21 protein-coding genes are annotated in these 21,868 nt (G+C 67.6%); 9 read left to right on the forward strand and 12 right to left on the reverse strand.

Annotated elements, in window-relative coordinates; translation table 11 throughout:
• Window positions 1–17: 17 nt before the first annotated feature.
• Complete coding sequence (locus ACQPY4_RS10030; RefSeq protein ID WP_433334787.1) at window positions 18–836, reverse strand: class I SAM-dependent methyltransferase; 819 nt, start codon at window positions 834–836, stop codon at window positions 18–20.
• A gap of 58 nt (window positions 837–894) precedes the next feature.
• On the reverse strand, window positions 895–2,193 hold the full coding sequence (locus ACQPY4_RS10035; RefSeq protein ID WP_433334789.1) for an ABC1 kinase family protein: 1,299 nt from the start codon (window positions 2,191–2,193) through the stop codon (window positions 895–897).
• A 199-nt stretch (window positions 2,194–2,392) separates the two neighbouring features.
• Here ACQPY4_RS10035 and ACQPY4_RS10040 point away from each other — a divergent pair, with 199 nt between their 5' ends.
• Window positions 2,393–3,367: an alpha/beta hydrolase gene (locus ACQPY4_RS10040; protein WP_433334791.1), complete on the forward strand. Its 975-nt coding sequence runs from the start codon at window positions 2,393–2,395 to the stop codon at window positions 3,365–3,367.
• Window positions 3,368–3,451: 84 nt separating this feature from the next.
• Here ACQPY4_RS10040 and ACQPY4_RS10045 read toward each other — a convergent pair whose 3' ends face one another.
• From ACQPY4_RS10045 to ACQPY4_RS10060, 4 genes are all read right to left on the reverse strand, one after another.
• Window positions 3,452–4,186 (reverse strand): hypothetical protein, encoded by a 735-nt coding sequence (locus tag ACQPY4_RS10045; protein WP_433334793.1) that lies wholly within the window; start codon window positions 4,184–4,186, stop codon window positions 3,452–3,454.
• A 29-nt stretch (window positions 4,187–4,215) separates the two neighbouring features.
• The gene (locus ACQPY4_RS10050) at window positions 4,216–4,869 is read right to left on the reverse strand and encodes a winged helix-turn-helix transcriptional regulator (RefSeq protein WP_433334795.1); all 654 of its coding nucleotides are present in this window, start codon (window positions 4,867–4,869) and stop codon (window positions 4,216–4,218) included.
• A gap of 55 nt (window positions 4,870–4,924) precedes the next feature.
• Window positions 4,925–6,157 (reverse strand): acyl-CoA dehydrogenase family protein, encoded by a 1,233-nt coding sequence (locus ACQPY4_RS10055; protein ID WP_433334797.1) that lies wholly within the window; start codon window positions 6,155–6,157, stop codon window positions 4,925–4,927.
• Window positions 6,158–6,427: 270 nt separating this feature from the next.
• Window positions 6,428–6,955 carry a hypothetical protein gene (locus ACQPY4_RS10060; RefSeq protein ID WP_433334799.1) on the reverse strand — a complete coding sequence of 176 codons (528 nt, stop codon included), beginning with the start codon at window positions 6,953–6,955 and terminating at the stop codon, window positions 6,428–6,430.
• A gap of 547 nt (window positions 6,956–7,502) precedes the next feature.
• Between ACQPY4_RS10060 and ACQPY4_RS10065 the strand changes: the two genes are divergently transcribed.
• On the forward strand, window positions 7,503–7,985 hold the full coding sequence (locus ACQPY4_RS10065) for a VOC family protein (RefSeq protein ID WP_433334801.1): 483 nt from the start codon (window positions 7,503–7,505) through the stop codon (window positions 7,983–7,985).
• Window positions 7,986–8,119: 134 nt separating this feature from the next.
• Here the strand turns inward: ACQPY4_RS10065 and ACQPY4_RS10070 are convergent, their stop codons facing one another.
• Together ACQPY4_RS10070 and ACQPY4_RS10075 are read right to left on the reverse strand one after the other, a co-directional pair.
• Entirely contained in the window at window positions 8,120–9,358 is a 1,239-nt protein-coding gene (locus ACQPY4_RS10070) for a cytochrome P450 (protein WP_433334803.1), read from the reverse strand.
• A complete protein-coding gene (locus tag ACQPY4_RS10075) occupies window positions 9,351–10,094 on the reverse strand; it encodes a class I SAM-dependent methyltransferase (protein ID WP_433334805.1) in 744 nt (247 codons plus the stop codon). The genes ACQPY4_RS10070 and ACQPY4_RS10075 overlap by 8 nt, the downstream gene beginning before the upstream one ends.
• Window positions 10,095–10,511: 417 nt before the next feature.
• On the opposite strand from ACQPY4_RS10075, the gene ACQPY4_RS10080 reads away from it, so the two are divergent.
• Both ACQPY4_RS10080 and ACQPY4_RS10085 read left to right on the forward strand, forming a co-directional pair.
• Window positions 10,512–11,936 (forward strand): MFS transporter, encoded by a 1,425-nt coding sequence (locus ACQPY4_RS10080; protein WP_433334807.1) that lies wholly within the window; start codon window positions 10,512–10,514, stop codon window positions 11,934–11,936.
• An 11-nt stretch (window positions 11,937–11,947) separates the two neighbouring features.
• Window positions 11,948–14,095: a CRTAC1 family protein gene (locus ACQPY4_RS10085; RefSeq protein ID WP_433334809.1), complete on the forward strand. Its 2,148-nt coding sequence runs from the start codon at window positions 11,948–11,950 to the stop codon at window positions 14,093–14,095.
• 160 nt (window positions 14,096–14,255) lie between these two features.
• Here the strand turns inward: ACQPY4_RS10085 and ACQPY4_RS10090 are convergent, their stop codons facing one another.
• Window positions 14,256–14,642, reverse strand: coding sequence for a hypothetical protein (locus ACQPY4_RS10090; RefSeq protein WP_433334811.1), 387 nt, complete (start codon window positions 14,640–14,642; stop codon window positions 14,256–14,258).
• A gap of 88 nt (window positions 14,643–14,730) precedes the next feature.
• Window positions 14,731–15,294: a hypothetical protein gene (locus ACQPY4_RS10095; protein ID WP_433334813.1), complete on the reverse strand. Its 564-nt coding sequence runs from the start codon at window positions 15,292–15,294 to the stop codon at window positions 14,731–14,733.
• A 260-nt stretch (window positions 15,295–15,554) separates the two neighbouring features.
• On the opposite strand from ACQPY4_RS10095, the gene ACQPY4_RS10100 reads away from it, so the two are divergent.
• Window positions 15,555–16,742: an acyl-CoA dehydrogenase family protein gene (locus ACQPY4_RS10100; RefSeq protein ID WP_433334815.1), complete on the forward strand. Its 1,188-nt coding sequence runs from the start codon at window positions 15,555–15,557 to the stop codon at window positions 16,740–16,742.
• A 36-nt stretch (window positions 16,743–16,778) separates the two neighbouring features.
• Here ACQPY4_RS10100 and ACQPY4_RS10105 read toward each other — a convergent pair whose 3' ends face one another.
• Together ACQPY4_RS10105 and ACQPY4_RS10110 are read right to left on the reverse strand one after the other, a co-directional pair.
• Complete coding sequence (locus ACQPY4_RS10105; protein WP_433334817.1) at window positions 16,779–17,594, reverse strand: class I SAM-dependent methyltransferase; 816 nt, start codon at window positions 17,592–17,594, stop codon at window positions 16,779–16,781.
• Window positions 17,595–17,750: 156 nt separating this feature from the next.
• The gene (locus ACQPY4_RS10110) at window positions 17,751–18,494 is read right to left on the reverse strand and encodes a DUF6073 family protein (RefSeq protein ID WP_433334819.1); all 744 of its coding nucleotides are present in this window, start codon (window positions 18,492–18,494) and stop codon (window positions 17,751–17,753) included.
• A gap of 354 nt (window positions 18,495–18,848) precedes the next feature.
• Between ACQPY4_RS10110 and ACQPY4_RS10115 the strand changes: the two genes are divergently transcribed.
• From ACQPY4_RS10115 to ACQPY4_RS10130, 4 genes are read left to right on the forward strand one after another with little or no spacing between them, the layout of a single operon-like run.
• Window positions 18,849–19,433, forward strand: coding sequence for a hypothetical protein (locus tag ACQPY4_RS10115; RefSeq protein ID WP_433334821.1), 585 nt, complete (start codon window positions 18,849–18,851; stop codon window positions 19,431–19,433).
• 10 nt (window positions 19,434–19,443) lie between these two features.
• Complete coding sequence (locus tag ACQPY4_RS10120) at window positions 19,444–19,773, forward strand: hypothetical protein (protein WP_433334823.1); 330 nt, start codon at window positions 19,444–19,446, stop codon at window positions 19,771–19,773.
• 17 nt (window positions 19,774–19,790) lie between these two features.
• The gene (locus ACQPY4_RS10125) at window positions 19,791–20,372 is read left to right on the forward strand and encodes a carboxymuconolactone decarboxylase family protein (protein WP_433334825.1); all 582 of its coding nucleotides are present in this window, start codon (window positions 19,791–19,793) and stop codon (window positions 20,370–20,372) included.
• Window positions 20,369–21,838, forward strand: a complete 1,470-nt coding sequence (locus ACQPY4_RS10130; protein ID WP_433334827.1) for an aminotransferase class V-fold PLP-dependent enzyme — start codon at window positions 20,369–20,371, stop codon at window positions 21,836–21,838. Before ACQPY4_RS10125 ends, ACQPY4_RS10130 begins: the two co-directional genes overlap by 4 nt.
• The last annotated feature ends 30 nt before the right edge of the window (window positions 21,839–21,868 follow it).

Genomic DNA, 21,868 nt, shown 5'->3' on the forward strand with positions numbered 1-21,868 from the left:
TGCGGCGGGACGGCGGCTCAGCCCTTGACCACCACCAGTTCCAGGTACTCGGCACGGGCCACGAGGGTTCCGTCCGTGGCGCGGTTGACACGCTCGTACTCGGCGATCGCCCCCTCGGCCAGCCTCCGCTGGGCCTCCACGGGCAGGGACGCGGTCGCGAAGTGCCAGGGAGCCAGGTGCCCGGCCATGAGCTCGACCTGTTCGGCGGCCGACCGCGCGCACATCTGGTGTTCCCGCACGGTCGCGGTGAGCGAGGCCGCGCGGTCGCCGAAGAGCTCACGGCAGTGCTGCTCGCCGCCCCACGCCACCGGCGGCGCGGGCGGCGGCCCCGGCTGGGCGGGCCGGGACACGACCTCCGCCATGACGCGCTGGAGCCGCGCCACCACCCCGCCCGGCGTCCAGTTCGCCATGCCGATCCGCCCGCCGGGACGGCACACCCGGAGCAACTCGGCGGCCGTCCGCCGCTGGTCCGGCGCGTACATGGCCCCGAAGCTCGACAGCACCACGTCGAACGTGCCGTCCTCGAACGGCAGATCCTGCGCGTCGGCGACCTCCACCTCCAGCTCCAGCCCTTCGGCGGCCGCTCGTCGCGACGCCGTCTCCAGCGCGCCCGGCACGATGTCGGTGGCCGTCACCCGCGCCCCGCGCCGGGCGGCCGCCAGGGCGCTGTTCCCCGTGCCGGCGGCCACGTCCAGGACGCGGTGCCCGCTGTGCACGTCGGCGGCCCTGGCCAGCAGTTCGCTCACCAGCACGTCCCGCACCGCGATGGGCTGGTAGTCGACCGCCGCCCACATCTTGAGCGTCCGCTCGGCTCTGGTCTGCGTCGGAGTTGTCATCCTCGCTCCTCATCCGATGGGTTTCCGGGTCTTTCCGGCAAAGGTCGCGCTATCAGGTTCATGGCAAGGCGGTTCGCCGCTCATCGGGCGGTTCGGCGAGCAGGCTCTGCATCACATACGGCGCGGCCTCGATCTGGAAATCCATCATCGGCTGATGCTTCTTCACCAGGCCTTCGAGGCTGAGCAGGCAGAGCATGGGAAAGACGAACTCCGGTTCGGCGAAAAGCCCGGATCGTCGCTGGAGATCGAACAGCTCCACACAGAAACGCGAAAGATTGAAATCCTGGACGCGTGAGCCGGTATTCCGTTTGACCAGATCGGCGACACCGTCGCGGAATTCGGCGCTCGCCGCGGACGAGGTGTTCCCTCGCACGGTCGCGTAGAGGATGTCGGCACAGGCCTCGCCTTCCCCCTCGATCATCCCGCCGAAGAACTCGGTGAAGCTCCGGGACGCTTCGCGGCTCAGGTTGTAGGTGAACCCGGCGTCCAGCAGGACGACCGTCCCGTCGGGCTGGAAGTAGGTGTTCCCCTGGTGCAGGTCCACGTGCACGAATCCGGCGGCGAAAAGCAGATGGTAGACGGCCCGCACGAGAACGGTGACCTCCGCTTCGCGAACCGGTTCCGGCAGCTCCTCGATGGACGCGTGCGTCAACCCGTCGACGAATTCCATGGCGATGACGCCGTCACCGCACAACTCCGGAATGACCGCGGGGACGTACGTCCCGGGCACCGCGGCGAGGTGGTCTCTCATCCGCTCCAGATTGCTCGCCTCGGCGGCGAAGTCGAGCTGCCCGATCAGGCAGCGTCCGATCTGATCCGTGATCTCGATGATCGGCACCCGGCGGAAGGCGGGCACCCTGGTCACGGCCCTGGCCAGCCAGCCGATGACGGCGAGATCCGCGGCGATGGCCCGGCCGACGTCCGGGCGGCGGACCTTGAGCGCGACCGTCCGATCCGCCAGCCGCACCCGGTAGACCGACGCCACCGAGCCGCTGGCCACGGGCGGGTCGGCCAGTGCGTCCGCGATCGCGTCCGGCAGCGGCCCGAGGGCGTGCCGCACGGCGGTGACCGCCTCGTTCGCCGTCATCGGCGCCACATGGTCGTGGAGCCGGTTCAGCTCGCCGGCCACGGTCGGGCCCACCAGATCGACACGCGTCGCGACGATCTGGCCGGTCTTGATGAACGCGCCGCCGAGCCGCTCGATCATGCGGACCAATTCGGCCGACAGGCGGCCGGCCCGCTCGGAGCGCCGCGTCGTGATCACGATCGCGGCCATGCGCCCGCCGGTCACCACGCACAACCCGCAGATCCGGCCCAGCCGCCGGCCGATCCTGGCATAGCTCACCTGGCCGGTCATATCTCATTCCCTTCCTGGTGCCCACCCGCCAATTCATCACGACGCTGTCATCAATGACATGCCGGGCGTACAGTAAAACATCGCCCGTCACCGCTCATCAATATTCCCGCAGCCCGCCGCCAGGAATTGAGGAGGAGAAATGATTCCATGGTCAGCCGAACTGTCCGGGCGTCTCGATGAACACGTACTCGAAAGCGCGATGCTTCGCGGGAATCCGCTCGGCGACCCGTGGCGGCGTCCACTGTGGGTATATGTTCCACCGGGCTACGACGCTGAACCCGATCGCCGCTATCCGGCGGTTTACATCCTCCATGGATATCTGGGACACCTTGAGATATGGCGCAACCGTGCTCCCTTTCGCAAAACGCTCATCGAGGCGGCGGACCAGCTCTTCGCCGACCGGGCCGCACCCCCGGCGATCGTGGTGTACGTCGATGCCTGGACCAGTTACGGAGGCAGCCAGTACCTGGATTCGCCGGGCACTGGCCGGTACCACTCCTACCTTTGCGAGGAGATCGTGCCCTGGGTCGACCGGCACTACCGGACCCTGGCCCATCGCGACCATCGCGGCATAGCCGGAAAATCAAGCGGCGGCTACGGGGCGATGATCACGCCGATGCTGCGCCCCGATCTCTTCGGTGGGCTCGCGTCCCACGCGGGCGACGCCCTGTTCGAATACACCTGCGTGGCGAAATTCCTCGGATGTATCCGCTTCCTGCGCGCCTATGGCGGTGACATCCAGCGCTGGTGGAAGGAGTTCCAGGAGCGCGGCGTCCTGGCCAAGCCGGCGGATCGTTCCCTGCTCATCCTGTACGGCGTGTCCGCCTGCTTCTCGGCCCGAACGGACGGGACGCCCGAGATTCCCTTCGATCCCGAGAGCGGCATGCTGATCCCCGATGTCTGGCGGCGCTGGCTGGACGTCGACCCGGTCCGCATGGTCTCCGGGCACGCCGAGGCGATGCGATCGATGCGCGGCATCTGGATCGACAGCGGAGCGGCGGACGAGCACCATCTCGACCTCGGCGCCCAGGCCGTCGACCAGGCCCTCGCCAGGGCGGGCGTCCGCGATGAGACCAAACGGTTCGAACTCTTCCCGGGTGGCCACGGCGACCTCGACCAACGCCACCTCCTGTCACTCGCCTGGCTGGCCCAACGCCTCGCCCCGTCCCGCTGAGACCGCACGCCTCTGGCACATCCAGGCAGCTGCTCGATCGCGAGAATTCCGAGGTTGAGCGAGCCGAACCGGACGACGGGTGGCTCAGGCCGCCGCCTGGCCGTCCAGGGCCTCCTCAAGGGTCCGGCCGAGCGGGCCCGGGGCGGTGTCGAACTCCGTCCCGGGGATGTCCACCGGCTCGGTGGTGCGCCGCAACTCGGTCGAGTGCCCCGTCTGCGGCCGTGAAACCTGGATGCGCCGGGGCAGGCCGCCGGTGCCCGGGTCGCCCAGCTCCAGGACCTCCCAGCGGCGGACGGGGAGGCCGAGGCGGTCGACGGCGCGCGCCACGACCAGGCGGGTGGTGCTGTCGGTCGCCTCGGTGACGGTCAGGCCCGGTGTGCAGGCCGGACCGGGGTAGGTGCGTGCCTCGGCGCCGGTCCAGCGGCTCCATGACAGGTCGGCGGCGTGGCCTTCCTCGCTCGCGCCCAGGCGCGGGTAGCGCCAGGCCATGAGATCCAGGTAGCCGATGTCGGTCAGCGGCAGACACCCGAGGATATGACGCTCCACCAGACGCAGCGGCATCTTCATGGTGGGGACGTAGGTCACGACGTCGCAGCTGCCCGCCGCCGCGTCCTCGGTGATCCACACATGGGTGCCGGCGAGATTCGCCGGATGCGAGACGAACAGCACCGTCACGGCCGTGCTTTCGCGGAACCGGCGTCCGATCAGGTAGCGGGTGCTCCGGTGCCCGATCGTCGCCTCCGCGGCGAACGCGTAGGCCGTGCGCGTCCCGGCGCTGAGGTTCGCGCGGGCCGGCTCGCGTGCGTGCGCTTCAGTCACCGGGTCCCTCCGTCTGTGAGCGGTTCGTTCTAAGCCATCAGGCCGAGCATGCGCGAGCAGCGGACGACCGCTTCCTCGTCCCCGTCGATGACCAGGCGGTTGGTCAGCGTCGCCTCCAGCGGATTCAGCGACCCGGCGCCGATCTTGACGAAGGTGACCGAATCGGTGGTGAGGGTGAGCGTGTGCCCGATGGCGGCCCTCCCGTGGCCGACCGTCACCTGACCGCCGAGCACGCTCACGTGGAAGACCTCGTCGTCGATGCGGAACTCGTACTGCTCGTCGGGTCCCGCCCTGCTCGGGTCGAGGATCGCCTCGATGGCGAGCGCCGCCCACCGAGGGCGGACGATGTCTCCAGGGGCGGGCTGGTCGAGCATGCCCAGGCCCCAGCGCGCCAGGGCGAGTACCGCCTCGCGCAGGCCCTCTCCCTGCTCGGTCAGCTCGTAGTCGCGAAGTTTCGAGCTCTCCCGGCACCGCTGGCGGATGATTCCGCACTGACCGAGGAACTTCAGCCGGTCGGCCAGCAGGTTGGTGCCTATGCCCGGCAGGTTGGCCAGGAGCTCGTTGTACCGGCAGGGTCCGCTGAGCAGTTCACGGACGATCAGGAGCGTCCAGCGCTCGCCGATGAGGTCCAGGCCCGCGGCCAGGCCGCAATACTGGCCGTAGTTGCGGCGGTGGTGCTTCATGGCCGTGACCTCGAGTGGAATCGCTTGCCGATCATGTGCACCGCCGGCCCTCCGGTCACGTGTAGAAGGAAGGCTGCGGCAGCTCCCCGAGCAGGGTGTAGCGTCCGACCTCTCGTGCCTTGTACGCCACCGGATCATGCAGGCTGTGGGTTCTCAGGTTCCGCCAGAACCGGTCGAACCCGTGCTCCGCGGCCGTTGACCTGGCCCCCATCACCTCGAAGATCCGGGAGCAGACCTCGAGTCCCTGACGGATGACCAGCTGCTTGGCCGCGGAGATCCGGACCGCCACCTCGCCTCGCCGGGCGAACGTGACGGCCTCCCGCTGCCCGTGCAGCAGGTCGGAGAGTTCCTCGTTGACCCGGTCGATCAGCGCCTCGGCCGCCCACAGCTGGGAACGGAAGTCACCGTAGGCCTCCAGGATGTACCACTCGTCGGTCGCCGCCTCCTTGTCGTCGCCGCCGTACGGCCAGGGCCGCGTTCTGGTCCGCGTGTACTCGGCGGCCGACGCCATGGCGCCTTCGGCGATCCCGAGGTACATGTTCGTCATGACGAGCTGGAGCGTCAGAAGCGAAAGCGAGTTGTAGACCATCGGGGTGATCTTCTTGTCGACATAGCCGATCGCCGCGCTCCACGGCACGATCAGATCGGTGGCGGTGATGCTGCCCGATTCTGTGAGGCGCTGGCCCATGTTGTCCCAGTCATGGTTGTAGGCCAGGCCGGGTGACTTCGAATCCACGATGACGAACAGACGCCTGCCGTCGTCCAGCGCGCCGGTCAGGCAGGTCAGGTCGGAGACCAGGCTCCCGGAGGCGAAGGACTTGCCGCCGTTCAGCCGAAGGGCGGCCCCCTCGTCGACCGCCGTGATGTCCTTGTCCCTGGGATTGATGGCGCCGCCATAGAAAAGGCAGTCGCGCGTGTAGCGCGCTTCTTCCTGGACGATCTGCTCCTCGGTCCCGAAGAACCGCGTCGCCCAAGCCCACAGGTAGTGGTAGCCCAGCAACTGGCCCAGCGAGCCGTCCGCCTTGGACACCTCCCTGCATACCCGCAGCGCCGTCGACCAGGTCTCCTCGCCACCACCGTGAGCCGCCGGCCCCAGCAAGGTCACCAAACCGCTGTCTTTCAGCAGCTTGACTTCTCGATGGGGAGGCTTTCCCTCCTTATCCCGTTGCGCCGCGTCCACGGCGAGGAGATCGGCCATCTGACGTGCGCGATCGCGCCACTCATCGGTGCTGGTGGGCGTGCCCGACAATGCGTTGCCGGTGGGCTTGTCCGTGGTCGTGGTCATCATCCGCATCCTTTTCCGGTTGTCACTTGCCGGACGCGTTGCGAAATCCTGCGGGCTCGGGAACGAGATGAAGCCACTGACCACGAGCCGTCGCCCGGTTCGTACCGGGGCAGGAACAGGGCGGAGCCGGAGCCTGCCTGTTCCGCGTGCGCGCTGATCCGGTTTCCCGGCCCAGAGCCTGTCGCCGGGCCTCCATTAACTGGAGTCGCCCGCTTTGTTTTCAACTCCTGGCCCGGGGGCTATGGCTGGGAAACCGGATCAGCGTTGCTGGGGCTAATTGACGGTAAGGGTCTCGGCGACCGGTCGCGTTCCGGTGGGAGTGCAGGGAACGGTGAAGGTTCCCTGTCCCTCGACGTTCAGGTTGATCGTAATGTCGCCGATCATGAACCTGTCCGTGCCCGAGGCGGAAGGCGTCCAGGACCCGACCATGTGGACGTCGGGGATGGGGTGGTTGGCCGGGATCGAGCCGCCGGAGGCGGTGGCGTTGAAGGTCGATGATTCCGCACCACTGCCCTCGATGACGGCGGTGGCATTCCAGGACTCGATGGCCACGGGCGCGGGCACGCTGATGCTGGCGACGTCCAGGGCGAAGTTGACCTTGGTGCCCGAGGCGGCGGGGTTCGGCGAGGCCGTCAGCGAGCCCTCGATCTTGGAGGGCCGGCCTTCGCCTGCGACGTTGCAGGAGTAGGTGGCGGTGAAGGGCGAGGCGCTCGCGGGCGCCTGGGCCGCGACGAGGCCTGCGCCGCCGATGGCGAGAACAGTGACCGTGGCGGCGACCCTCCGGGAAATGCGGGGGATCATCGGTTTTCCTTCCTGTTTGCTTGCGGGGAGCGTGAAGACCGGGCGATCTGTTGTCATCGACCGATCAACGCTTCAGTTCTATATTACGGAAGTGCCGACCATCAAGGGCAAGGTTCCGCAGTTGTACAAGCGCGATAGTCGCGGAATGTCGTACTTGTGGGCGCGCAGATCTCGGAGAGGGTCATGGCGGCGAGTTGCGTCCAGTCAAAGACGGGCCAAGCGGCCGGAAGCGTCAGAAAGTCTTTCCGGGGGCGGCGATGATCGGAGTTCTGAGCGGGCGGCGGACGATCGGCGCCGTGATGGTCCGCTCGCAGGTTCCGCGGTGCCCGGCCGGGTCGTCGCGCTGCTCGGTGCGAGGAGCCTCGACTGACGACCGACCGGAGCCCGTCGAGACGCGGTTGTCCACCCGCCGTCCAAAAGCGAAAAGCATTCAGCAAGACCATCAAGAGGTGACAATTTGGGCCTTGCTCGGACAGGGGAGTTGACTAGGCTCGGGTGGGCACAACAATCCGCAGCGCAAGAGGGCACCAGCCGAGGAGGACGACCGATGTCCAGCACCAATCTCACCACCTGCCTGTGGTTCAACGGCAACGGTGAAGAGGCGGCCCGGTTTTACACGAGTATCTTCAAGGACTCATCGCTCGGCCGAATCAACCACTTCACCGCGGCGGGGCCGGGTCCCGAGGGAACGGTCGCGACCGTGGAGTTCACTCTGAACGGCCAGAATTTCATCGCGCTTAACGGCGGTCCGACCTTCACGTTCACCCAGGCGTTCTCTCTCCAGGTTCCGTGCGCGGACCAGGCGGAGGTCGACTACTACTGGGACGCGTTGACCGCGGGAGGCGAGGGAGCCCGCGGCGGCTGGCTCAAGGACAAGTACGGTCTGTCCTGGCAGGTCATCCCCGCGGTGCTGCCCGACATGCTCAACGCGCCCGACCGGGCGAAGGCGGCCCGGGCCGCGAAGGCGATGATGGGTACGGCGGGAAAGTTCGATGTCGCCGCTCTCCAGGCGGCGTTCGACGAGGGCTGAGCCACGGGTTCGGCCACCGGCCCCACCGGCCGAAAGACTGTTCGAGAAGGGTTGTCCCCAGCCTCATGCCGCCACCATGATCGCCGCGCGGCGGTGACCATGATGGCGGGCTTCGGAGCGGGGGGCGGCTCCGCTTACCAGGCGACGGGCACAGTGGCCGGGCCCTTCTGAATGACCGACGCACGCCAGGTCGCGGGCTGGTCCGGCACGAGGCGGAGTTTCGGAAAGCGCTCGGTGAGAATGCGCAGCGAAACCTCGAGCTCGAGCCGGGCCAGTCTGAATCCAATGCAGTAATGCGGCCCATGCCCGAACGCCACATGCCCGCTTGGCGCCTGGCGAGTTATGTCGAACTCGCCGGGGCGGTCGAAGGCGGCCTCGTCCCTGTTCGCCGCGGCCGGGCAGACGGCCACCTCGGCGCCGGCGGGCACCTGCTGGCCGGCCAGAACCGTATCCGCGGTGGTCTGCCGTAGGAATAGGTGGCCGGGGGCGCAGTAGCGGAGAATTTCCTCGGCCGCGTTCGGAACCAGGTCGGGCCGGTCGCACAGCAGCCGCCACTGCTCCGGGTGCTCGAGCAGGCGCAGCACCCCGGCGCCGAGCGCGGCGGACGTGGTGATCTGCCCCGCCAGGGTGATGCCCCAGGCCGAGCCGACCAGTTCGGCCTCCACGTCTTCGTCCAGCGGTGCGCCGTCGGGCGCGTAGGCCTCGATCGCCTCGCTGATCAGATCATCGCGCGGCTCCGCCCTTCGAGCGGTGACGTATTCGCCCACCAGTCGCTGGGAGTGCAGCCATGACCGCGCGGACTCGACCTGCTCCTCCTCGGAGCGGCAGGCGTAACCGATGGCGATCTTCACGGCCTTCCTGGTGTGCTCGCCCAGTGCGGCATGATCCTCATCGGCGATCCCCAGGATGTGGGCGATGGCGGAGTTGGCCAGCGGGTTGGCGAAGGCGGCCATGAAATCGCCCGGACTGTCGCCCGCGATCAGATCGTCGGCCAGCGCCGTGGCGCGATCGGTGATGTAGGGCCTGACCGCCTCGACCCGCTCGGCGGTGAACCCCGCCGCCCACGGAGCCCGGTGCGTCTGGTGCTCCTCGCCGTCCATCACCAGGAAGACCGGCACCAGGGGATAGCCGCTGAACATGACGGGAAGGACTTCCATGCTGAGCGGTTCCAGCGGCCTGAGGTTGTTGACCGACGAGAAGGTCGTCCCATCGCGAAGAACCTTCTTGACGTCCGCCATCCGCGTTACCACCCAGATGCCCAGCTTGGACGAGAAGAAGACAGGCATTTCACGCTGGGCGCGCAGGTAGAAATCGTAGGGATCATCGATATGCCTGCCCAGAGGGTCGTACTCGTCCCCCACGGATTCAGACATCGCTTCCTCCCTCTGCTGGTGAAGAGTCTTTCCCGGCGTCATCCCTCCTGCCGGAAAACAGGACATAGGCGCCACGCCGCCTGATCCGCGGCTCGATGACCCCCGCCCCGGCAAGCCACCGCTGGACGTCGTCGACTCGTCCCACGGTTGCGAACTGGTCGGCGCGCTGGAAGATCGAGACGCACGCGGCGGGGACGCGGCCGGCCCCGGCTACCACCGCGGTTCCGCGCAACCGCCCACCGGGACGCAGCACGCGAACCATCTCGGCGAGGGCGCGCTGGGGGTCCGGGAAGCAGTGCAGGCCGTTGTAGCTGAGGCACAGGTCGAACGTGGCGTCGGCGAACGGGATGCCGTTCACATTCGCGTGCACGAAATCGATATCCGCCAGACCCCGCCGAGCCGCCTCCGCCCGGGCCCGATCCAGCATGAAAGGGGATATGTCCGCGGCGACGTAACGCACCCGCCGGTCGGATCGCAGTCCGCGAAGGGCGACTCCTCCGCCGCAGGGGATGTCGAGGATCTCAGATCCCGTGGGCACGTCGCCGAGCTCGGCGATATCGGCGTAGAGGTCTCCCATCTCGTTGTGCCACATGATGCGGCCGAGCGGACCGGCGAGCCGCTTGTGCATGACGATGAAGTCGTACATGCGCGCCCCGAAATTGCCTTTACTCCATTGCCGGGTGACGCGGTCAGCGGTTTGCGGGAACTGCTCCCGGGCGCTGGCTTCCCCTGTCATCGCGCTTTCCTCCTGGACGGCCGGGTGACGAACTCGCTACCGGCAAGCGCTACCAGTCGTCAAAGTTATGCTTGAGAAACATCTAGCGCAAGAACGCGCAGGCCGGTGTTCAACCTCGGGTTGGCGGGAGCTGACGCCACGGAGAGGGAAGGCGCCCGCTCAATCGCGGGAATCCGCGGTTGAGCACTTGTTCGGCACGTAGTCGACGCGAAGCTTTCACATCTGCGCCGGGCGCACGGATGACGTTCACCCTCCCGGATGAGCGCCTTGCGGTTCTCGGTGGCATCAATACTGTATTTACCTATAGCTGAGCTTCGCAGCGGGCGGACGTGCGCGGTCTCCGCTCGTTTCGCATGCCGTCGTTCCGTGCCGGAAGTCTTACCGAGAAAGCGTCATCCTTATAGGGAGGATTCCGTCGTGGGGATTGTGACAGCAAGCGGATCGACGGCCGGCGTTCCCGGCGGCGTGTCTTCGCGGAAGCAACGGCAAACGGTCGTCCTCGCGTCGGTAACCGCCTTCATGGTCGGCTTGGACATCCTGGTGATCATGGTGGCCCTGCCGACCCTGTTCGAAACACTGCGCGCATCCGCCAGCGATCTCGGGTGGACGGTCAATTCCTATGAAATCGGCTTCGCCGCGGCCCTTCTGACCAGCTCGGCGCTGGGCGACCGCTACGGGCGGCGCGCGGTGTTCGTCATCGGTGTCGCGATATTCACCGCCGGGTCGATCTGGTGTGCCCTGAGCTCCGCGTCCGGGATCGGGATGCTGATCATCGCGCGCGCGTTCCAGGGCATCGGCGGTGGCATAGGAATGGCACTCGGGCTGTCCATTGTCACAGCGGTGACACCGCCCGCAAAACGCGGTGCCGCGTTCGGCGTCTGGGGTGCGATCATGGGTATCAGCATCGCCCTGGGGCCGTTGATCGGCGGTGCGATCCTCCATTTCATGCCCTGGCAGTGGATCTTCTGGGTCAACGTCCCGATCGGCCTGGTCCTCATCGTGCTGAGCCTTCTGGTGATCGAAGAGACCAAGGGCGACGTACGGCGCCTCGACATCATCGGGCTCATCCTCTCCACAACGGCCATCGTGCTCCTCCTGCAGGCGCTTCTTCGCATCGGCAGCGTGAGCGGCTCCGACCCCACCATCATTGTCGGCCTGGTCGCCGGCAGCATCGGGCTTTTGGTGTTCGTGCAATGGGAGCGCAAGTGCTCGCACCCGATGATTCCGCTCTCGATGTTCCGTGACAGAAGGTTCGCCGGAGGGTGTGCCGCCAGCTTCGCCCTGGGCGCCGGCCTTTATGGCACCGCGTTCATGTTCACCCAGTACCTCCAGCTCGTTCTCGGCTCGAACTCGATCGGCGTCGGGCTGCGGCTGCTCCCGTGGGTCGCCGTGGCGCCCATCGTCGCCCCACTGGCCGGTGTGCTGGCCGACAGGCTCGGCGAGCGGCCCATCATCGCCGCCGCGCTCACCCTGTTCGCCGGCGCGTTCTTCGCGATCGGGTTCCTGGTGATGGAGGGGCATACCTACGCGACGATGGTCGTCCCGCTGGTGATCGCGGGGATCGGCGTGGCGGCCGCGATGCCGACGACCGCCACCGCGGTGATGAGGTCGACGGACCCGGGCCGGTTCGCCATCGCCTCCGGGGTGAGCACCACCATCCGGCAGGCGGGAGCGGGTTTCGGAGTGGCGCTCGCCGTGGCGATGTTCTCCACCTTCGGTGGATACGAATCCGGGCCGGAGTTCTTCGACGGATTCAGCGCGGCGGTCTACGCGCTGGCGGCGGTGACACTGCTGGGCGTCATACCCGCCGTGATGATCCCGCCCTTGAAGGCCCGCCGCTGAATGGATGACAAATGACAACAGGAGCAAGTTTTCGTCTGCTGGCCATCCTTGTATCGCTTGTCATGGTCGCCAGTGCGTGCGCACCTGCCGATAAGGCGCCGGCCAAGCAGGTCGACGCCGGTATTGCCTTCCGAAATATCGCGCTGCCCGGAACGGCGTTGGGCGCCTACCGGCGCTGCCCGACCGAGCCCGAGCATCAACGCCGGGCAAGCAACAAGAAGAGGTTGTTCATCTCGATCAACGACTTCACGGAAGAGCCGATGCACGACCGTGGGATACCCGGCGTGGTCATCCTGGACTACAACAACGATGGATACCAGGACATATTCGTGACCAACGGACCATGCAGATCGAGTTCCCTGTACGAGAACCAGATGGGAAAGACCAAAAAGCTCGAATTTCGCGACGTGGCGTCCCAGGTGGGCTTGGCACTGCCGGGAGTGAACGCAAACGGAGCATGCGCGGGGGACATCGACAACTCTGGTCACCAGAGCCTCTACGTGCTGACGCGAAACGGCCCCAACCACCTGATGCTGAACGAAGGCCATGGCCGTTTCAGGGACATCACGCAGGAGAGCGGAGCCGCTGCGGGCGGCTACAGCCATGTCAGCTGCACCATGGGGGACTTCTCCGGCAACGGAAGGCTCGGCATCGCGATCGCGAACTCGAGCAACCTGAAGAACGCAAAAGCGATCATGGATGACACGCCCAAGTACAACCAGCCGAACCAGTTGCTGGAGAACATGGGCGGAGATCGTCCGCGTTTCCGGGATGCCAGCGTGTCGTCGGGGTTCTCCAGTACGACCCCGCTGCTGGGCCAAACCTGGGTGATCGCCGCGGTCGACCTCTTCCAGCGCGGCTGCACTGACCTCGTGGTGGGGTCCGACCAGGGCGCGGTCCCGCTGGCGAAATTCGGCGGTGGGCGCGACCGAGGGTTCATCCGCGTGTATAAGAACGACTGCCGAGGTCAGTTCACCGATGTCACGCGGCAGCTCGGCCTTCTCGAATCTCCCGGCGCCTGGATGGGGTTCGCGTTCGGGAACCTCAACTTCAACGGACGGCTGAGCATGTTCGTCACCAATTTCGGTGACTTCCTGCTTCCCATGTACGGTCTGCCGCAAAACCTGGGCGACTTCTCCAGCCGGTGGCTGGTGCAGCGGCCGGACGGAACCTTCGCCGATCCGCGGAGCTCGACCGTCCGGTATCCCGCGAAGAGCGGCGCCGATCCCAGCCTCGGCGGCCTGCACGCGACGCCGTTCGGCTGGGGCGTCTCGGCGCTCGACTATGACAACGACGGTTATACGGACATCGCATTCTATGGCGCGATGGAAGGCATCGTGGGGGTCAACGCCGACAACCCGGGAACGCTCCTGCGAAACGACGGCCCGAAGGGGCTGGTCAAGGGCCTCTATCCCTCGTTCTCCTACGATCCGGCGCTGACCAGGAGCGGAGCCGACAATCGCAGACGGATCGTCACCGGCGTGGCCGCGGGCGACCTGGACAATGACGGCCAGGTGGACCTGGTGAGCGCGGCCCAGGGGGTCATGGTCGGCAAGCTCACCGCGGATCCCCAGAAATTCGGTTCGCCGTTCGACAAGGGCGAGTACCTCATGCAGTACAAGTCGGTCGGCGTCATGAGCTACAAACCGGCCCCGGGCACGACGTCCGAGGGGACGCTCGCCGTCGAGATGAACGAGGGCGGCACCGGGAACAACTGGGCCGAAGTGCGAACGCTCGGCGGCATCGGGCTTGTTCCGGGAGCGAAGGCGAACCGGGACGGTATCGGTGCCGTCGTCAGTTTCACCCCCGCGGGCCTCCCCGCGGCGATCAGTCCCGTCGTGGCCGGGTCGAGCTTCGCGTCGCAGAACTCGCTGGCCCAGTCCTTCGGAATGGGGAAGGCGAGAACCGGGACGCTGGAGATCCTCTGGCCGGGCGGCGCCCGGAGCAAGCTCTACGACGTGCGAGCCGGTGAGCGCATCACGTTCCCGGAGATTCCGTGCAGTTACACAGACCGGTCAATGTCCGCGCACACGTTCAGGTCGTGCGTGGAGAACTCGCTGCGAGACCTGGTCAAGAAGGGCAAGGTCACCCGCTCGATGGCGACCCGGTTCGCCTCCAGCGCACTGAGAGCCTTCAATGAGGCACACCCTGCCAACTAACGCCTCGTCATCGAGCCGCCGCAGCCTCGGATCGTCGACCGAGCCCGGGCACAAGCTTCAAAGAGCGCACGAGCACCTCACCTTCGTGTGCCGTCCCGTACCCTCCCACCGCCCCGCCCCGCCCCGCCCCGCCCCGCCCCGCCCCGCCCCGTCCGGCCGCTCAAGCCGTGCGGTGGGGGGCGCGGCTGCGGCTGCGCGGGGTCTCGATGAGGCGGCGGGCGAGGGGGATCAGCAGGGCCAGACCGGCCAGCAGCAGCAGGCCGGTGGGGATCCATTCGTTGGAGCCGCTCGGCCGATAGACGCGTCCGGAACGTCCCACGTCCACGGCGGTGACTCGTTCGCCGCGGTGCAGCGCGTTCTTGCCCGCCCCGTAGAGAACGACGCCGTGACGCGTGGGCTTGGCCACCGAGGGGCGGAACGAGCCGTACCACGAGCACGACTCATGGCTGACGTGCGTGACGCACGAGGCGCGGTCGGCGGTGAAGGTGCCCGGGGTGCCGTCGGCGCGGGCGGCGCGCAGCGCCACACCCATGTTCGGAGCTGTCATCAGCAACAGAAGCAGCCCGACCACAGCGGCCAGCACCGAAGGGGCCGACGATCGGCGGGTCTTCTCCATGGGCGGTGCGGAGCGGCCGTCAGCCACGCGCGTAGGCGCACGAGCACTTCATGGCGTCGCGGTCGGCGGCCGGCGGCCGCCAGTGCAGATACATGGCGATGACCATCGGGATGAAGACGATCGTGTTGTAGAACAGGTGCAGTTCCACTCGGGGGACCAGCAGTTGGATGACGCTGGTGGGCGCCGGCTCTCCCATGAGGTTCTTGCTGAGGACTGCCTGCCCGAGCAGCAGCAGATGTTCGATGTGGTGCCAGAACTGGATCGCGAGCGCGATCGTCCACCAGGTGAGCGAGGACCCGGTGAAGCCCCTGCGCAGGAGGAAGAGTCCGACGAGCATGACCAGCGCGTACCCGTAATGCATGGCCTCGGAGGTGACCAGCCACGGGAACGGGACACCGAGGACCCCGCGTGACTCGGGCACCGTCCAGCCCAGGGCCCAGATCTGGACGGCCTGCGCGATGTGCTCGGCCCAGTGGGCCAGGACGATCGCCAGGAAGATGCCCAACGCCACCTTGTGGCGGCCGGTGTTGAGCACGGTGAGGCTGTTGTGAAGGGAGGTGGGTGCGCCGGCTGTGTTTGTCACGTGCGAACTCCGGTTCCTTCTGGACGCTCGTCAGGCATGGGGTCGCTTGCGTCGCCATCACCAATGACGCGGACGCTGTAGCCATTGTTCTGGCTGGTTCTGATTTGCACCAGCATTGAACGTGCTCTTATTGCGGGGGCGGTTGCGGCCGAAGGCAATGACGGCAGTCCGTCTTGAACGTCGGCGGTGGCCCTTCACAGCGCGCGAGGGCCAAGCGGAGTATTGCGGTATTACCGTGATCCGGAAGCAGGTGACCCTTTATGGCAAACGGTTCCGCAGCGCTCACCCCTGCCGAGGCCACTGCCCGCGCGCGTGCGTTCATTCCCGTTCTGGCCGAGCGTGCCGCCAAAACCGAGGCGCTCCGCCGGATACCGGACGATACGTTCGCCGACCTCACCGGCTCGGCGCTGATGCGGATCACGCAGCCCCGGCGTTTCGGTGGTTCGGAACTCCACCTGGCCGACGCCTTCGACGTGATCAACCTGCTGTCCCAGGGGTGCGGATCCACCGGCTGGACCTACTCGCTGGTCATCGCCCACGGCTGGTTCGTGGCGCTGTTCGGCGAACAGGCGCAGCAGGAGGTGTGGGGACCGAATCCGGACGCGATCATGAGTACGTGCTTCAGCGGCGGCGGCCCCCCGGACGCCGTCGACGGCGGCCTCCACGTCCGGGCCGGCCGGTGGCGGTTCTCGACCGGCGTGCACCACGCCGACTGGGTCGCCCTGCTCGCCCCCGTGATCCAGCGGGACGGGCCGCCGGACATGCGATTCCTGCTGATCCCGAAGGACGAGATCCAGGTCGTCGAGGACTGGCGCTCGGCCGGGCTGGCCGGCACGGGCAGTTGCAGCGTCCAGGCCGAGGACGTCTTCGTGCCGCACCATCGCACGCTGCGGCTGACCGACCTGCTGGACGCCACGTCGCCCGGCTCCAGGGTCAACGACGGCCCGATGTACCAGCTCCCGCTCGTCGGCCCCTGGCAGGTCTTCCTCACCGCACCCGCCGTGGGCATCGGACGGGCCGCGATGGACGCGTGGATCGACCAGGCGAAGGGCAAGGAGCGTCCGACCGCGGGCGCCTCCCCGCCCGGGGACGCGAGCGGCCTGGCCCGGCTCGGCGGTGCCGCCGCGCGCATCGAGGCCGCCGAGACGCTGATCCGGCGGGCCGCGGAAAGCGTGACCTCGGACGTGGTCGCTCTGGGCGCCGCGGCCCCCGCGACGCTCGCCCGGGCTCGCCGGGACAACGCGTATTCGGTCCGGTTGTGCGTGGAGGCGGTCGAGGACCTGTTCCTGAACGCGGGGGCGAGCACGCTGGACGAGGGTTCGCCCCTTCAGCGGCACTGGAGGGACGTGCACGCCGTGGCGCAGCACAAGGCGAACAACCTCGACATGAACCTTCGCGCGTGGGGCGAGCGGGCACTCGGCCACAATGACGGCCTCCGCCTCGGCTGAGAACCCGCGCGATCTCGCGTCCGCCCCTTCACCGCCTTACCCGCGCTCGATTTCGGCGAGCCAGGACCGAGCCCGGGTCAGGCCGTGGAAGGGATTGAGATCGAAGGTGTCAGCGGCGAGGGAGCGGACGTTCCATCCGTCGCCGAACGCGGCGCGCAGTTCCTCCGCCCGGAACCGGCGCGGGCCCCAACTGCCGGGCTGCCGGTCGCTGAAACAGATGAGGTGGCAGGTGCCGCCGGGCCGCAGCACGGCTGAGAGGCTCGCGACGTACGTGGCTCTGTCGTCGTCGTCGAGCACGTGGAAGACGGCGCTGTCGATCACCGTGTCGAAGGTCGTGCCCCGGCGTGGCAGGTCGAGCGCGTCGGCGACCTCGAATCGCGCGCTCACGCCCCGCTCGGCCGCCTTCGCTCGGGCGGACGCGATCGCGGTCGGCGAGAGGTCGATGCCGGTGGCGTCGGCGCCCCGGTCGGCGGCGAGCAGTGCGTGCTCGCCGGTCCCGCAGCCCGCGTCGAGGACGCGACCCCGCAGCCGTCCTTCGTCCGCCAGCCGCACGAAGGCCGGTTGCGGACGGCCGATGTCCCACGGGGGCGGAGTCTCGCCGGCATAGCTGTCGTCCCATGACTCCTTCATGTCGCGGGCGGCGACCACGAAGGCGGCGTCACCCTCGGCGATCACCGACACCAGCAGATGACGGCCCGCGCCGGTGAGGCCATAGACCAAGGTCGTGCCCTCCGGGCCCGGAGCGGACCAGAAAGGACGTTCAAGAACCGCCTCCCGCGCTTCGTCCGGGCTGACACCGTGCGCGGCGACATCAGTTTCCGACCAATCAGCGTCCTGGACCGTCCTGAACATATGAATGACCTTAATGTGTCAATTGTTGAATATATCGACAGCGTAATGTGAGCGCATTATCGCCGCAACGAAGCCCGCCGGTTTGCCGCCGGCGGGCTTCTTTGTGGGTGACGGTCGTCCCGGCGGCTCGGTAAAGGCGCCGCGGGCTGACCCTGTCTATGCCTTCAGGAGCACCTCGGCCAGTGCCGGCGAGATGTTCACGCTGTCGATCGGAACGTGGTGAAGCAGCGCACCGATCTCGATGTCGGCGGCGATGAGCTCGCCGACCGGGCGGTTCTCGCTGTCATACAGCGGGTACTTCGTCGAGGTCCGCGACACGTCGCCGATCGGGGGGACCATCGCGATCCGCGACTCGAGCCGCACGACGCGGTCGCCGGTGTGGATGACCTGGCCGAGCTGCTCGATCTCGAACTGGGGGTAGAGGTCGGTGACGCAGTCCTTGATGGGCATGAGGGTGCCGTCGCGGAAGGGCGTCGGCCGGACCCTGGCTCCTTCCGGCTTGGACGGGGTGTTGGAGACCTTGACCTGGCCGAAGACATCGCTGTGGCCGGTGACCTGAAGGGTCAGGAACTGGGCGGTGATCGTGGAGTTGGTCCACTCGAGCTCCACGCCGTCGGCGGCGAAGGGGTCGTGCCGGCGGTAGATCGCCATGCCGTGCAGGTCGACGATGTCCTCGCCGAGCCCGTCGACCAGGACGTGGATGCGCTCGCGCACGGTGAACGCTTCCAGGGCCGGAGGGGTCAGCGTGTACGGGCGGATCGGGTACAGGTTCCCGGGCCCGCCCCAGGCCGACTCGTGCCCCTTGACGACCGCGTCCGGGCTGGGGCTCTGTGAGCCGTCGGACCCGACGGCGACGCCGCGTTCCATGACGCGCTTGAGGACGTTCTCGGACTCGGTCATGCCTGAGCCTTTCTGTGGAAATGGGGAATCGGACTTGCGGCGCACTGGCCGGACGGCCAATGACGCTCTTGACGCCAAGAGGGTGGGTTCTGCGGATTCAGGCAAACACTTTAAGAAAAGATAGTCAATGCGGTTCGACGTGCGGGCGCCGCCGCCGGCCGGACCGTTCAACCGCGAACTTCTCGAGGTTGAACGGCTTGTCGGCGTTCGGTCGAGCGCTGGCAGCGAGCGCCGTGCTGGCGCACTATTCAGAAGAGTGTCCGATGCGCGGCGCCGTCGGCGGTACGCGGCTGCGCGACACTTGCGCGACCCGGACATGAACCTCGACAAGGAGCACGGGCAGGTGAGGGAAGCATGCGGCTGAACAACCTCGACAAGGGTCATCGCAGGCCTGCCAAGTTCTTTATGCTGATGGCCTCGAAGGCTTCCGGCGCGGAAATAGCCGATGTGGTCAAGCTGTTTCTCTACCGTCCGGAGCTCTTCGGGCGTGCGGTCACCGAACTCTTCGCGGAGTCGATGCGCGGACCGTCCTTCTGGACCGCCGGCGAGCGCGAGTACATCGCGTTGTGCATCGCGCGGGTCTACAAGCTCTCGTACTGCATAGACATTCATACCGAAATGATCGGCATCGCCGCCGACGGAGAGGTGGACGCGGCGGATGCCGAGGTCGCGCGGCCTGAACTCAGGGCGATCCTGCCCTTCCTGGAGACGCTGACGCACTCTCCCGACTCGGTCTCCGAGAGCGATCTCGCGGAGGCGCGTGAGCTGGGCGTCCCCGATGAGGCCGTGATCGAGGCGCTCCATGTCGCCTTCGTCTGGAACGCGGTCGACCGGCTGACCTATGCCTTCGACTTCAGGTTGCTCGATGGCCAGGTCACCAAGGGGACCAAGGCCCTCCATCAGTTCAGCTACCGGTTCCCCGCATTCACGCTGCGCTGAAAGGAGCGTCATGCGCGACAAAGAAGAGGCCACGCCCGCCAAGTACTCGCTGCTCATCTCAGACCTGCGTGAAGCGGTGTTCGAGAGTTCCGGACGGGCCGATCCCGCGGCGCGCCAGGCCGCGGCCACCGGAGAAGCACTTCCAGAGCCCTGGTCGTCCTACACCATGAAGGTCAGGGACGAGCCCTGGGAGGTGACGGATTCAGATATCGAGAACCTCAAGTCGGCCGGCCACAGCGAGGACGAGATATTCGAGATGACCGTCGCGGCCGCCGTGGGCGCCTCGCTTTACGCGCTTGACGCCGGCTTGCGGACCCTGCACGCCCACCGGCCGGACTAGGATATCGCGGAGGAATCATGCCCCACATTCCCGTCGCCAAGGACAGCCCCGGAACCTTCGGGCTCTTCCAGTTCAGGCCCGAGACGGCCGTGCCGCTGCTCGAGCTTTGCGAGGTGCTGCTTCGCGCGGACAATTCGCTGTCGCGTGGCGAGCGCGAGCTGATCGCCGGATACGTGTCCCAGGGAAATTCCAGCGAGTTCTGCCGGGACGGGCACTTCACCATCGCGGCCATCCAGTTGGACGAAGGCCGGGAGGTGGTGCGCGCCGTTCGAGCGAAGCCGGACGATGCACCGATCAGTGCGAAACTGAAGGCTCTGCTCCGTATCGCCGAAAAGGTGCGGATCGGCGGCCGGAACGTGCTGGACGACGATGTCGACCTGGCGCGGTCCGCCGGGGCGACGGACGTCGAGATCCACGATGCCGTGCTGATCGCCGCCGCGTTCTCGATGTTCAACCGGTATGCCGACGGTCTCGACGCGATCATCCCCGAGGACCCCCACTTCCATGACAAGGTGGCGCAGCGAGTCGTCGATCAGGGGTACTCCAGGATGGCGAGAATGCTCGCCGAGAGGGCCTCGAAGGCCGGCGCTTCCCGGTGAGCGGGCCCGCCACGACCGCTGAGGCGCGGGAGGCGCTCGGTTTCGCGGAGTTCTCGCGGGTTCATCCGGGCTACTCCGCCACCGAGTACCTCGACCGGATCCGCCGCGAGGACTTCGCGCGGCTCGATGACCAGGATCTGGTCTACCTGGACTACACCGGGAGCGGCCTGCCCGGCCGGTCACAGGTCGCCGCGTTCCAGCAGGTCCTGTGCGGGGACACGTGGGGCAATCCGCATTCGGAGAACGGACCGTCCCGGCGGTCCACCGAGGCGATGCGCCGGGCCCGGGAGGAGACGCTTCAGTTCCTGAACGCCGACCCCGACGAGTACTCGGTCATCTTCACCGCGAACGCCACCGGCGCCCTGCGGCTGGTGGGCGAGGCGTTTCCGTTCGGACCGGGCTCCCGGTTCGCGCTGTTGCAGGACAACCACAACTCCGTGCTCGGCATCAGGGACTTCGCCCGCGCGCGCGGCGCCGTCGTGGAGGCGATCCCGCTGCGGCCGGATCTGCGCGCCGCCACCGCCACCGTGGTAGAGGCCCTGGATCCCAAGGGCGCGTCGCCGTCACTGTTCGCGTATCCGGCACAGAGCAATTTCTCCGGCGTGAAGCATCCGCTCGGCTGGATCCGTGAGGCCCACCTGCGGGGCTGGCGTGTGGCGCTTGACGCCGCGGCCTACCTGGCGCTCTCCGACCTCGACCTGAGCCGCGACAAACCCGATTTCGTCCCGCTGTCCTACTACAAGATCTTCGGATGGCCGACCGGACTCGGCTGTCTGGTCGCCCGCGACGAGGCGCTCGCGGAGTTGCGCCGCCCGTGGTTCTCCGGAGGAACCGTGGTGGCGTCCAGCGCCTTGGGCGGATGGCATGCGCCGGCCGCTCCGCCGGAGGGTTTCGAGGACGGGACGCCCGATTTCACCGGGGTGCTCGGGGTGCCGATCGGCCTGACCTACGTTCGGGAGACTCTTGGCCGCGAGGGCGCCCGGACCAGGGTGCGTCACCTGATGAGCCACCTGCTCGACGAGATGCGCGAGCTGCGCCACACCAACGGTCGTCCACTGTGCGTCGTCTACGGTCCCGACGGCATGGAGGACCGGGGCGCGGCGATCGCGTTCAACCTGCTGGACGCCGACGGCGTCCTCGTCGATGAACGGCCGGTGGAGAACAGCGCGGCCAGGAACGGCATCGCCCTGCGCGCCGGCTGCTTCTGCAACCCCGGGGTCGGCGAGACGATCTTCGCGCTCGACCCCGAGGACCTGCTGCGCGCCGGACGGCGGCCCGCGCTGTCGACGGCGGAAGAGTACCGGCGCGCCGTGCGGCTGCCCACCGGCGGTGCCTTGCGGATCTCGCTCGGGCCGGTGAGCAACCTGCGCGACATCTCCCGGTTGATCGGGTTCCTCACGTCGTGGCGGGACCACCACGCCGACGACGACGACATCTCGGGGCTGCCGGAACGCGCCCGGTGCTGAGAGGCGGTCCGCCGGGCGGGCCCACGGCCC

Origin of the sequence: Spirillospora sp. CA-294931, from assembly GCF_050946795.1 — a bacterium.
Classification (GTDB): Bacteria; Actinomycetota; Actinomycetes; order Streptosporangiales; family Streptosporangiaceae; genus Spirillospora.

Excerpts from the sequence above, each read along its gene's own strand:
- ACQPY4_RS10125 (WP_433334825.1), top strand. The coding sequence starts at position 19,791 with ATGCCCCACATTCCCGTCGCCAAGGACAGCCCCGGAACCTTCGGGCTC.
- ACQPY4_RS10115 (WP_433334821.1), top strand. The coding sequence starts at position 18,849 with ATGCGGCTGAACAACCTCGACAAGGGTCATCGCAGGCCTGCCAAGTTC.
- ACQPY4_RS10100 (WP_433334815.1), top strand. The coding sequence starts at position 15,555 with ATGGCAAACGGTTCCGCAGCGCTCACCCCTGCCGAGGCCACTGCCCGC.
- ACQPY4_RS10030 (WP_433334787.1), bottom strand. The coding sequence starts at position 836 with ATGACAACTCCGACGCAGACCAGAGCCGAGCGGACGCTCAAGATGTGG.
- ACQPY4_RS10105 (WP_433334817.1), bottom strand. The coding sequence starts at position 17,594 with ATGTTCAGGACGGTCCAGGACGCTGATTGGTCGGAAACTGATGTCGCC.
- ACQPY4_RS10055 (WP_433334797.1), bottom strand. The coding sequence starts at position 6,157 with ATGATGACCACGACCACGGACAAGCCCACCGGCAACGCATTGTCGGGC.
- ACQPY4_RS10065 (WP_433334801.1), top strand. The coding sequence starts at position 7,503 with ATGTCCAGCACCAATCTCACCACCTGCCTGTGGTTCAACGGCAACGGT.
- ACQPY4_RS10085 (WP_433334809.1), top strand. The coding sequence starts at position 11,948 with ATGACAACAGGAGCAAGTTTTCGTCTGCTGGCCATCCTTGTATCGCTT.
- ACQPY4_RS10050 (WP_433334795.1), bottom strand. The coding sequence starts at position 4,869 with ATGAAGCACCACCGCCGCAACTACGGCCAGTATTGCGGCCTGGCCGCG.
- ACQPY4_RS10070 (WP_433334803.1), bottom strand. The coding sequence starts at position 9,358 with ATGTCTGAATCCGTGGGGGACGAGTACGACCCTCTGGGCAGGCATATC.
- ACQPY4_RS10090 (WP_433334811.1), bottom strand. The coding sequence starts at position 14,642 with ATGACAGCTCCGAACATGGGTGTGGCGCTGCGCGCCGCCCGCGCCGAC.
- ACQPY4_RS10035 (WP_433334789.1), bottom strand. The coding sequence starts at position 2,193 with ATGACCGGCCAGGTGAGCTATGCCAGGATCGGCCGGCGGCTGGGCCGG.
- ACQPY4_RS10075 (WP_433334805.1), bottom strand. The coding sequence starts at position 10,094 with ATGACAGGGGAAGCCAGCGCCCGGGAGCAGTTCCCGCAAACCGCTGAC.
- ACQPY4_RS10120 (WP_433334823.1), top strand. The coding sequence starts at position 19,444 with ATGCGCGACAAAGAAGAGGCCACGCCCGCCAAGTACTCGCTGCTCATC.
- ACQPY4_RS10040 (WP_433334791.1), top strand. The coding sequence starts at position 2,393 with ATGCTTCGCGGGAATCCGCTCGGCGACCCGTGGCGGCGTCCACTGTGG.
- ACQPY4_RS10110 (WP_433334819.1), bottom strand. The coding sequence starts at position 18,494 with ATGACCGAGTCCGAGAACGTCCTCAAGCGCGTCATGGAACGCGGCGTC.
- ACQPY4_RS10060 (WP_433334799.1), bottom strand. The coding sequence starts at position 6,955 with ATGATCCCCCGCATTTCCCGGAGGGTCGCCGCCACGGTCACTGTTCTC.